Genomic DNA, 10,596 nt, shown 5'->3' on the forward strand with positions numbered 1-10,596 from the left:
AAGATGGCTGGAATGAACCGGACTCGTAATCTTTCTGTCGTCCTAAGCGGAGCGTCGCTGGCGCTTGGCTTCAGTCTCTACACTGCGCCCGCGTTCGCGCAGACTCCCACCGCCGCCGAAGCCTGGCTACGCATCGAGCATCGCTACGCCGAAGCGCCGCCGACAGATACGGTGGACACGCTGAAGGGCGGCGATCCGTCGACACCAGTTACCGGCATCGCGACTACGTTTCTCGACACCATGGAGGTGCTGCGTGACGCGGTGAAGCGCGGTGACAACCTGATCATCTCTCACGAGCCCACGTTCTATAACCATCGCGACGAGACGAAGGACTTCGTTAACGATCCGGTCTACAAGGAGAAGATGGCTTACATCGTGGAGCACCACCTGGTGGTCTACCGCCTACATGACCAAATCCATGCTGATCCGAAGGGCGACCACATCCTTGAGGGCGTCTATAAGGCCTTCGGATGGGAGAAGCTGCCGCACCCGGCGTTTCCGCACGGCGAATACTTCGTCACTATCCCTGCGACCACGCTGGGTGAGCTAGCGAAGTCGCTGAAAGAGCGGTTCCACGCCGAGACCCTGCGTGTCGAGGGCGATCCGAGCCTTTCCATTACTCATGTAGCTCTGATACCAGGCGCGGCGGGCCTGAAGGAGCAGGTAACCGCACTCAATGCTCCAGAGGTAGAGCTGTTGATTGCAGGCGAGGCAAGCGAGTGGGAGACGGTCGAGTATGTCCGGGACGCGGTGGCGCAGGGACGGCACAAGGCAATGATCCTGTTAGGGCATGAGGTTTCAGAAGAGCCGGGCATGGAGCAGTGCGCGACTGAGTTACGCGAGTTGTTTCCGGGGATGCGAGTCGATCACATCGTAGCGGGACAGCCGATGTGGAATCCGGATCATCCGCCGATGGCGAAGGCGAAGTGAACATTCGACGCGGCTGTGCGGGATGAAAACGAAATGCGGGGGTGTCTCCACTTCCCCTTCGCGCTGCCCAGGGCCCGGTCGAGATGACGCTTCTTTTGGGGGCGCATACGTGGACCAAGCTGGGTCTATTCAGCGGCGGGCGAGGATTGTTTGATCGCTGCAGGTTGAGGAGCGGCGACCGCCTCTCCCGGCGCAGGCGTCTCGGCAGGTTTGGGCTTCGGCACCTCGGCGACCACGAGGTTGTTGTCCTGCTTGCGCTTCTTGGTCACGAAGGTGTTGATGACCTGGGCAGCCAGGGGCGCTGAGGCCGCTCCGCCAAAGCCGCCGTGCTCGACCAGTACGGCGACGACGATGTCCGGGTTCCGGCGTGGGACCATGCCGACGAACCAGGCGTTGGCCCGGTTCGCTCCGCTACCCATGCCCTTCGCACCGAAGTTCTGGCTGACCAGCTGCGCGGTACCGGTTTTGCCGGCAAAGTCGATGTTCGCCATGTGCACGGCGGCGGCAGTGCCGGTGATGGTGGTCTGCGCCATGGCGTCGGTGATGAGCTGCCAGTTGGGGACGGAGAGCGGGAATGCCTTCTCGCCGGAGCCGGGGAAGTTCTCCGCGATGGCCTGCCGGAGCTCGGAGGGGACCTCATCCGGAAAGACGACGTGGGGGCGTTGCATTGCGCCGCCAGAAGCGATGCCGCCGAGCGCACGAGCGAGTTGGATAGGCGTGACCGTGACCGCACCCTGACCGATGCCGACCGAGATGGTTTCACCGACATACCAGGGCGCGTGCTGGGTCTTCAGCTTCCAGGCGGTCGAGGGCATGGTGCCGCTGGCCTCGTTCGGCAGGTCGATGCCGGTCTTCTGCGAGATGCCCAGCGCGGTCGCGTACTTCGCAATGGTGTCGATGCCGAGACGGTTGGCGAGCGTGTAGTAGAAGGTATCGCAGGAGAGCGGGATCGCGTTGTGGATGTCGACACCACCGTGGCGCGCGTCGCAGGCGTAGAAGTGGCCATAGAAAGTCGCTCCGCCCGCGCAGTTCACGCGCATGTCCTGGGCAACGTTCTCCTCCAGTCCAGCGACGGACATGATGATCTTGAAAGTAGAACCGGGAGCGAGTTGGGCCTGAATGGCTTTGTTCAGAAGAGGGTGTTCGGGATCGTTGATGATCTGCGACCAGTATGCCTTGGTCAGGCGGACGGCGAAGGCGTTGGGATCGTAGGTCGGACGGGAGGCGAGCGCAAGGATCTCGCCGGTATGCGGATCCATGGCGACGATTGCGCCGTTCCTGCCCTGGAGCGCTTTCTCGGCGGCCATCTGGATGTCGAGATCGATCGTCAGCTTCAGGTCCTGGCCGGGAACGGCGAGTTGCTGGCCAAGCTGGCCGACCTCCTTACCGTGACTGTTGACGATGATATTGCGGTAGCCGTCGGTGCCGCGCAGAACGGCGTCGTAGGTTTGTTCGACGCCCGAGCGTCCGACGACGTCGCCTGCGGAGTAGGCCGCGTATCGCTCGTCGTCGAGCATCTGCTCGGAGACTTCGCCGACGTAGCCGATGAGGTGGGCAGCGAAGCCGTCGCTGGGATAGAGGCGGCGCTGCTCGTCCTGGGTTTCGAGCTCGGGAAGTTCGTCGCGATGGGCGGCGATGAAGGCCTGCTCGTCGGGGGTGATGTCCTTTTTGAGCGGGATGGGCTCGTACTTGGGAGCAAGCTGATAGTGGCGCAGGATGCTTTGAACCTGATCGACGGTGAGGTTGAGACCTCGGGCGATCAGGGCAAGCTCGGGGCTATCTTTGCTGGCGTCGCGGATCTGCTCGCGAAGGATGTAGCAGGTGACGGAAGGGTAGTTATCGACGAGGATGCGGCCATCGCGGTCAAAGAGCTTGCCGCGCGGCGCGAGGACAGGAACCTTGCGAATGCGGTTTGCTTCGGCTAGGAGGCGATAGTTACTGGCACCGATGACTTGCAGGCGCCACAGGCCGCCGAGCAGTACGACCAGCACCAGCGCGACGATGTATTGCGCGGCGTGGAGTTTGCCAGGCGCGAGCTTCTCTTCGTTGCCAGCGCGAACGACCTCGGCTTGTGGCGTGTTTTCCATGATTAGAGCTGCCCTGCGTTCAGTTTAGTCCCGCTATGCGGCTATTCATCGGATCTTGTGCGGTCGAGCAGGAAGAAGATGGGGATGGCAACCAGGGTGTTAACCACCGCGCGGATGAGTTCGTGCAGCCAGAGCACGGGCACGCCCAGGTGTCCGAGGAGATGGTTCTGGATGAGATAGAGCAGGCCGCTCTGCGCGAGGGAAAAGGCGAAGCACATCAGGGACCGGGTGGAGAGGTTGTCGACGTCGACCTTGAAGCCGATGCTGGCGGCGGTATAACCGATGATGGACTTGGTGATGCCGTTGATGCCGATGTATTGGTTAGTGAGCACGTCCTGCAGCAGGCCGATCACCATGCCGGTGAAGGTGCCAGCAATGGGGTTGCGGCGGCTGACGGCGAAGAAGATAGTCGCGATTAGCGGGAGATCGAGGATCGCGAGCTTCGGGAACGGCTTCGGCAGCAGCGCCTGCAGGATGATGAACGCGACGGGCACGAGAAGAGCGACGGCGGGGTGAAAGGTATGCTCGTCGAGCTCGCGGCGGGAGGTATAACTGCGGGTAGCCATGGTCGCGCCTAGCGCTGCGGCTCCTTGGGAGTTCCGGGGGGAGTTGAAGGGGAAGGCGTTACCGGCTTCTTGCGCGGGGTGGGAGCCGGCGCAGTCGCAGACGAATCGGTGGAGCTATCCGGCACGAACGTCGCCCGTGCCGGATTAGAGTTCTGGCCGCCGGGCGTGAGAGTGGATGCCGGAGGCGTCTGGCCAGGAGAGTAGCGGTCTGGATGGAGGACCGGCGTCGTCCTGGGGACGATGGTTACGGGCTTCGGCGGCTCGCCGGGTTTGGCTGCGGCCGGGTCGACAGCGGGTGTGCCGTCGGCGTTGGGCGGAGGCGTGAGGCTGGGGAGACGCTCGGCGGCGAGGTCGGCGGCTCGCTTGGCGTCCGCCTTGATCTGCTCGCCGGAAGCCTCTCCCTGGGCGAGATCCTGCTGCGCCTGCGCGGAGAGGTCGGCCTGGGTGGCGGTGATGATCAGCACTTCTTCAAGTTGCGAGAGATTAACGGCCGGCTTGATGTTGATGAGGCTGTAGAGCTGACGGTCCTTGTCGGGGGCGAGGGACTCGATCGTGCCGACCTTCAGGCCGCGGGGAAAGACCTGATCGCCACCCGAGGTGAGGACGATCTCGCCCGGCTTGATGCGGCTGTCGGCGGTGAGATTGCCGATCTGCACCTTGCCGTCGGGGCCGCCATGAATGATGGCGCGGATGCGAGTGCTGGCGAGGATGACTCCCGCTCCGGATGATGGATCGTCGATCTCCAGCACCTGCGCAGTGTGCGGGAAGACGTCGCGGAGTTTGCCGACGATGCCATCAGGGGTGATGACGGCCATGTCCGGCTTGAGGCCGTAGTCGGCGCCCTTGTCGATCAACAGAACGCGTGAAGAATCGACGCCGCTGGTGCCGATGACCTGCGCGGCGACGGTGGAGGTGACGTACTGGCGGCGAAAGTCGAGCAGCGCCTGCAGACGTCGTCCCTGGATGGCGTCCTCGGCAAACTGGGCCTGTTCGAGGCGGAGCCGGGCGACCTCTTTTTCAAGGTCGGAGTTCTGCTGCCGGGTATGGCGGAGGTCGATGTAGTTGGCCCAGCCACCACGGACTGTTCTGCCGATAAAGCCAGTCGAGCGTTCAAACGGAGCCACTGCGGCGACGGCCCAGGAGCGGAGAAGCGTGACTTTGCGGCCGTCGGGTTGGCTGGGGCCGCGAAGGTCGCGCACCTGCACCGCGAGCAGGATGGTCTGCAGCAGCAGGACCGTTACCAGCACAAGTGCATTTCTGAATCGGACGAAGAAAGATTCCATCAGCTAAGAACAACCACCCCTCTCTATTATCCAGCAAATTCGCGGCTTTTCTCGTGCAGCGAGAGTGGCGAGCTTGAGACTTTTCTGGATAAGTGGGAACTCACCGGGCGGCGGACGCGTACCTTGTTCTGAAATCACTCATTCCTGAAGGTGGACCATGCAAATCCGACTGATGATCTCGCTTGCCATGGCATCGACGATGCTGTTCGCCGTCGTCTGCCCAGATTCAGTTGCTCCTGTTTCGGCTTCCGATGGGCCCGTGATTACGGCGGATAAGGAACTTCAGTTCCCGGCGCAGTATCGCGAGTGGGTCTACCTGGGCTCCGGCGTGGACATGAGCTACAACACGAAGGAAGACGCATCGGACCACTCGATGTTCAACACCGTCTTCGTGAATCCGTCGAGTTATAGGGTGTTCATGAAGTCCGGGACGTGGCCGGATGGAACGGCGCTGGTGCTGGAGAACAGCGGTGCGGTGCATGGCGGGGAGCACCAGGCTTCTCTGAACAGGCACGGGCTGACGCAGACCGGAGAAATCATGGGGCTGGAGGTCCATGTGAAGGACTCTTCCCTGCCTGGCGGATGGGGATTTTATTCGTTTGACGGCATGAAGGCGGCGAGGATCATCCCGCAGGCTGCCCCCTGTTACTCCTGCCATCAGCAGCATGCGGCGGTGGATACGACGTTTGTTCAGTTCTACCCGACTCTGCTGGCGGTCGCGAAGGATAAGGCGACGCTGAGCAAGGCTTATGTGAGTGAGATGGTTGAGGGAACGAAGAAGTAGGTGGTGGTCCACGTCTCAGAAGCGAGACGTGGACCACACAGCTTTTCGGCTACTTCGTCTGGAAGAGCAGTGGGGCGAAGTTGGTCAGGTTGTCGCGCCAGACGGGCCAGGTGTGCAAGCCGGGCGTTTCAATCGCCGTAACCGCCAAGTTATCGCCCTTGAGGAAGGCGACGAGCTTGCGGTTGGGCTCGATGAGATTGTCCCCAGTACCGCAGGAGACCCAGAGCAGCTTCAGGTTCGCATCCTTCGGAGTCAAAAGCGGCAAGCTCTTGATGAAGTTTAGCCGATGAACAGCGGAAGAGAAACCGCCGATGTAGGCAAACTTATCGGTGTTGTGGAGGCCGATCGAGAGGGCTTCGAGGCCACCCATGGATAGACCAGCGATCGCTCGGCCGTTGCGATCCTTCGAGATGCGGTACTCGCTCTCGACGCGCGGCATGATCTCGGTGAGCAACACCTGGCTGTAGAGGTCAAGATTGTGCTCGATCGGCTCGTCGTGTCCCCAGACACCCCAGTCGCTGACAAAGGCGGTATCGCCGTAGCCTAGCGGCATCACGACGACCATCGGCTTTGCCTTCCCTTGCGCGATGAGGTTGTCGAGGATGAAGTTTGCCCTGCCCTTGTCGGTCCAGCCGATCGCCATATCGCCCCAGCCGTGCAAAAGGTAGAGGACGGGGTAGACCTGTTTCGCGGAGGGGTTGTATCCGGGCGGGGTGTAGACGATGTAGTCACTCTGGTTGCGCGATACTCCTTGAACGATGTGCGTTGTGTAGATGTGGCGGTGCAGCTCGCCATGGGGGACGTCAGTGGCGTCCCAGGACAGTGGGCCGTCGCCGGGAACGTTAAGGAAGTTGGTGAGCGGGAAATAGGTGCTCCCGGTAACGGCGAGCGTGGTGGGGTCGCGGCGGGTCTGGCCGTCGGCGAGAAAGTGGTACTCGTAGATCTCGGGCACAAGCGGCTGGGTCGTGACGCTCCAGAGGCCATCGGCGTCCTTCGTCATGGAGATAGGGTCTTTGATGTTGTCGACGACGACCGAGACGGAGGCTGAGGTGGGATCGATGTAGCGGAAGGTCACGCTGTGATCGGGATTGACAATCTGTGAGGTGTGCGGCGGGATTGGGGTTTGCGCTTGAAGGCACGCCGTGTAAGACAAACCAAGAACGAGGCCAAGCGAAAGGCCGGAGAGGTGCAATCTACCCGAAAGACTCATGGGCGAAAGTCTACCCTACGGATGTTTACGTTCGCTTGGCGGCACAAAAGAATGAAGGTCCATGCGGCAAAGCTGCAAGGACCTTCATTGGAGATGACGAAGTTTCGGGAACCCTTAGTCGATCGAGATTTTGCGTAGGAGTTTGAAGTCCGAGAGCATCTTGCCGGTGCCGAGAACAACCGACGCAAGCGGGTCATCGGCGATCGAAACGGGAAGGCCCGTTTCCTCGCGGATGCGCTTGTCGAGGTTCTTGATGAGCGCGCCGCCACCGGTGAGGACGATACCGCGGTCTGAGATGTCGGCAGAAAGCTCCGGCGGAGTGCGTTCGAGAGCCACGCGGATGGCGTTGATGATGGTCGCGATGCACTCGCCGAGGGCCTCGCGGATCTCGGAGTCTTCGATGGTGATGGTCTTCGGCACGCCCTCGATGAGGTTGCGGCCCTTGACCTCCATCGTGATCGGCTTATCGAGCGGATAGGCCGACCCGAGTTCGATCTTGATCTGTTCGGCGGTGCGCTCACCGATGAGCAGGTTGTACTTGCGCTTCAGATACGTCATCACCGCTTCGTCCATCTGGTTGCCGGCCATGCGGACGGAGCGCGAGTAGACGATGCCGGCGAGCGAGATGACGGCGATGTCGGTGGTACCGCCGCCGATATCGACGACCATGTTGCCGCCGGGCTCGGTGATGGGAAGGCCAGCACCGATGGCGGCGACCATGGCCTGTTCTACGAGATGCACTTCGGAGGCCTTGGCGCGATAGGCCGAGTCCATGACAGCGCGTTTTTCTACCTGCGTGATCTCAGAAGGGACGCCGATGACGATGCGCGGATGCACCATCATCTTGCGGTTGTGCGCCTTTTGAATGAAGTAGTTAAGCATCTTTTCAGTGTGGCGGAAGTCGGCAATGACGCCGTCCTTCATGGGCTTAATGGCCACGATGTTGCCGGGAGTGCGGCCCAGCATCTCTTTCGCTTCCCTGCCGACGGCCTCGACCTCATTAGTGATCTTGTTGACTGCAATGATCGAAGGTTCATTGACGATGATGCCCTTGCCATGGGCGAAGACGAGGGTATTGGCGGTTCCCAGGTCGATGGCCAGGTCGCTTGAAAAGAGGCTGAAGAGCGAGCGCATATTGTGTATGCGCGAGTACCGCATTTGGTAACCGTTCGATGGCATTGGGCGTGAGTCGTTTCCTGTTTCGGGTCTTCATCCATTGTAAGCCCTGAGGCGTGGGAGGGTCTTCGGCGGGGCCAGAGGGAGATCAGCGGCGAACGCGGGCTTCGATCCAATGGCGGACTCGGTCGGTGTGAAACTCCGTCGTCAAAGCGATCAACCATGCGTAAACGAGGACCGCAGCGGCGATGGCGAGGCCCATGACGACGTGAGCGGCATCTGGAGTCCAGCGGCGCTCGCCCATGATGAGAGTCGTCAGAAACAAGGCGAAGGGTAGGTGAACGACGTAGAGGGTGTACGAAAATTTCGCGATGGATCGGGAGAACCGGGTGAAGAGCAGCTTCGGATCGGCGGGTCCGGTTGCAGAGAGGACTATCCAGAGAAAGAGGGAGGTCGCTACGCCAAACAAGTAGTCGGAGAGCATAGCGGGGAGACCGTGGAGCTTTGCAAAGACGAAGGGCAGCGGCGCGTATATGACTGCGGCGATGACGCGGGTGCGGGGTCGGAGCCGCTGAGGCGGGACCAAGGCGAGCACAGTTCCCGCCAGCCAGATGGGAAAGAGCAGAAGAATGTCATGGCGCAGAAACCAGGCCGTCGCCAGGAAGAGCACGCCACACGCGAGGCGCTGGAACGTGGGGGTCTGGCTGCGCAGGGCGACCAGGCCAAGGGGAAAGAGCAGGTAGTACCAGAACTCGTTGGCAAGCGACCAGAGCGGCCCGTCCGAGCCGAAGACTGGGACGAGGAGATTCTGGAGGAAGAAGAGATTGCCGAAGAAGACCCGCGGAGTTAGCCGCGCCGGGATGTTTCCTATGAATCCCTCGCGCAGATGGCCGCTATAGAGGGCTGGAGCAAGATGGAGAGCCAGGCCGGCTGAGTCCCATAACAGGCACAGAAGTAATCCGGGGATGAGAACGACCCAGAGCCGGACGAGTCGGTGGGTGAGATAGTCGATCCATGTCCAACGATTGCGGGTAAAGGAGCGAAAGACGCTGCCGCTGATCAGATAGCCGCTGAGGACGAAGAAGATGACAACGGCCTGATGTCCGGCGGATGTAAGAGCGTAGGGCAGAGCGAGGATGAGGCGATGCGTGGCGACGCTGGGATAGTCGACGAAGACCAGGTTGCGCCAGTGTCCGAAGAGGACGATCAAGGCCGCAAGGCCTCGGATGAGATCGAACAGGACGGAGGCGCTGGTGTCCTTGAAAGAATTCGTGTCGGTCTGATCGATGGAGCTTGTACCGCTGGCTAAGGCCATGGGATTCGAGTGAGGATAGCATGGGGATGGGCTATCGCAGGCGGGGCGAAGAGTTTTGAAGTTGCCTCTATACAATCGGAAAAGTAGACGAGCAATCAGACAGGCAAAGACGGAGGAAACCGTGATTATTGGCGTGCCGAAGGAAGTGAAAGACCACGAGACCCGGGTCGGGATAACCCCGGCGGGCGTGAAGGCGTTGACCGAGGCTGGTCACAAGGTTTTGGTGGAGCAGAATGCGGGCGCGCTGTCGGCGTTTGCGGACGAGGACTTCCAGGAGGCTGGCGCGGAGATCGTTGGCGGAGCGCCTGACGTGTGGGGCCTTGCCGACATGGTGGTCAAGGTCAAGGAGCCGGTCGAAAAGGAATACCGTAACTTTCGCGAAGGGCTCGTACTGTTTACCTACCTGCATCTTGCCCCGTTGCGTGGGCTGACCGATGCTCTCCTAGAAAAGAAGGTGACGGGCATAGCCTACGAGACGGTGCGCGACAAAGCGGGCACGCTTCCGCTGTTGACGCCGATGAGCGAAGTCGCGGGCAGAATGAGCGTGCAGGTGGGAGCGGCATATCTTGAGAAAGAACACGGCGGGCGCGGAGTTCTGCTCGGCGGCGTTCCGGGTGTGGCTCCGGGTAACGTTTGCATCATCGGCGGTGGCATCGTGGGCACGAACGCTGCGAAGATCGCGCTGGGCATGGGAGCGAAGGTCACCCTGATCGACATGAATTTGAATCGGCTGCGAGAGCTGGATGACATCTTCGGCGGACGCCTCTATACGGTCTCGTCGAACAGCTACAACGTGGAAGCGGCGGTGCGCGAGGCTGATCTGGTGATCGGCGGCGTGCTGATTCCGGGAGCAGCGGCACCGAAGATCGTGACCAAGGCGATGGTCGAGAAGATGAAGAAGGGTGCGGTCATCGTGGACGTTGCGATCGACCAGGGCGGCTGCATCGAGACGGCGCGTCCGACGACGCACAGCGATCCTTCGTACGAAGTCAACGGTGTGGTCCACTACTGCGTAACGAACATGCCTGCGGCAGTTCCTTATACTTCGACACTGGCGCTGACCAACGCCACCTTTCCTTATGTGATGAAGCTGGCGAAGCTGGGGGCAAGGGCTGCAATCCACGAGGACGCGGGCATCGCCGAGGGCGTGAACACCTATCACGGCGTTCTGACCTACGAGGCGGTGGCCAAGGCCCAAGACCGGGAGTGGAAGCCGGTGGCTGGAGTGGATGTCTGGGATTAGACTGAACGAATGAATCGGCATTAATGATTTGGATAAGGCCGATTCTCCGGGGTGAAGACCAG

9 protein-coding genes are annotated in these 10,596 nt (G+C 61.1%); 3 read left to right on the forward strand and 6 right to left on the reverse strand.

Going from position 1 to position 10,596, the window contains the following annotated elements:
• Positions 1-12 precede the first annotated feature (12 nt).
• Entirely contained in the window at positions 13-930 is a 918-nt protein-coding gene (locus HDF16_RS04185) for a Nif3-like dinuclear metal center hexameric protein (RefSeq protein ID WP_184213852.1), read from the forward strand.
• A 125-nt stretch (positions 931-1,055) separates the two neighbouring features.
• Here the strand turns inward: HDF16_RS04185 and mrdA are convergent, their stop codons facing one another.
• From mrdA to HDF16_RS04200, 3 genes are read right to left on the reverse strand one after another with little or no spacing between them, the layout of a single operon-like run.
• Positions 1,056-3,017 carry a penicillin-binding protein 2 gene (gene mrdA, locus HDF16_RS04190; RefSeq protein WP_184213853.1) on the reverse strand — a complete coding sequence of 654 codons (1,962 nt, stop codon included), beginning with the start codon at positions 3,015-3,017 and terminating at the stop codon, positions 1,056-1,058.
• A 41-nt stretch (positions 3,018-3,058) separates the two neighbouring features.
• Complete coding sequence (gene mreD, locus HDF16_RS04195; protein ID WP_184213854.1) at positions 3,059-3,583, reverse strand: rod shape-determining protein MreD; 525 nt, start codon at positions 3,581-3,583, stop codon at positions 3,059-3,061.
• An 8-nt stretch (positions 3,584-3,591) separates the two neighbouring features.
• Positions 3,592-4,830 (reverse strand): rod shape-determining protein MreC, encoded by a 1,239-nt coding sequence (locus HDF16_RS04200; RefSeq protein WP_348641236.1) that lies wholly within the window; start codon positions 4,828-4,830, stop codon positions 3,592-3,594.
• A gap of 193 nt (positions 4,831-5,023) precedes the next feature.
• On the opposite strand from HDF16_RS04200, the gene HDF16_RS04205 reads away from it, so the two are divergent.
• Positions 5,024-5,650, forward strand: a complete 627-nt coding sequence (locus HDF16_RS04205; protein WP_246408635.1) for a cytochrome P460 family protein — start codon at positions 5,024-5,026, stop codon at positions 5,648-5,650.
• 49 nt (positions 5,651-5,699) lie between these two features.
• On the opposite strand, the gene HDF16_RS04210 is transcribed toward HDF16_RS04205, so the two are convergent.
• From HDF16_RS04210 to HDF16_RS04220, 3 genes are all read right to left on the reverse strand, one after another.
• Positions 5,700-6,860, reverse strand: coding sequence for an alpha/beta hydrolase-fold protein (locus HDF16_RS04210; RefSeq protein ID WP_184213856.1), 1,161 nt, complete (start codon positions 6,858-6,860; stop codon positions 5,700-5,702).
• Positions 6,861-6,974: 114 nt separating this feature from the next.
• Positions 6,975-8,039 carry a rod shape-determining protein gene (locus HDF16_RS04215; protein WP_281383407.1) on the reverse strand — a complete coding sequence of 355 codons (1,065 nt, stop codon included), beginning with the start codon at positions 8,037-8,039 and terminating at the stop codon, positions 6,975-6,977.
• An 85-nt stretch (positions 8,040-8,124) separates the two neighbouring features.
• Complete coding sequence (locus HDF16_RS04220; protein WP_184213857.1) at positions 8,125-9,291, reverse strand: acyltransferase family protein; 1,167 nt, start codon at positions 9,289-9,291, stop codon at positions 8,125-8,127.
• A 121-nt stretch (positions 9,292-9,412) separates the two neighbouring features.
• On the opposite strand from HDF16_RS04220, the gene ald reads away from it, so the two are divergent.
• Positions 9,413-10,534, forward strand: a complete 1,122-nt coding sequence (ald, locus tag HDF16_RS04225; protein ID WP_184213858.1) for an alanine dehydrogenase — start codon at positions 9,413-9,415, stop codon at positions 10,532-10,534.
• The last annotated feature ends 62 nt before the right edge of the window (positions 10,535-10,596 follow it).

This window comes from Granulicella aggregans (assembly GCF_014203275.1).
Lineage (GTDB): Bacteria > Acidobacteriota > Terriglobia > Terriglobales > Acidobacteriaceae > Edaphobacter.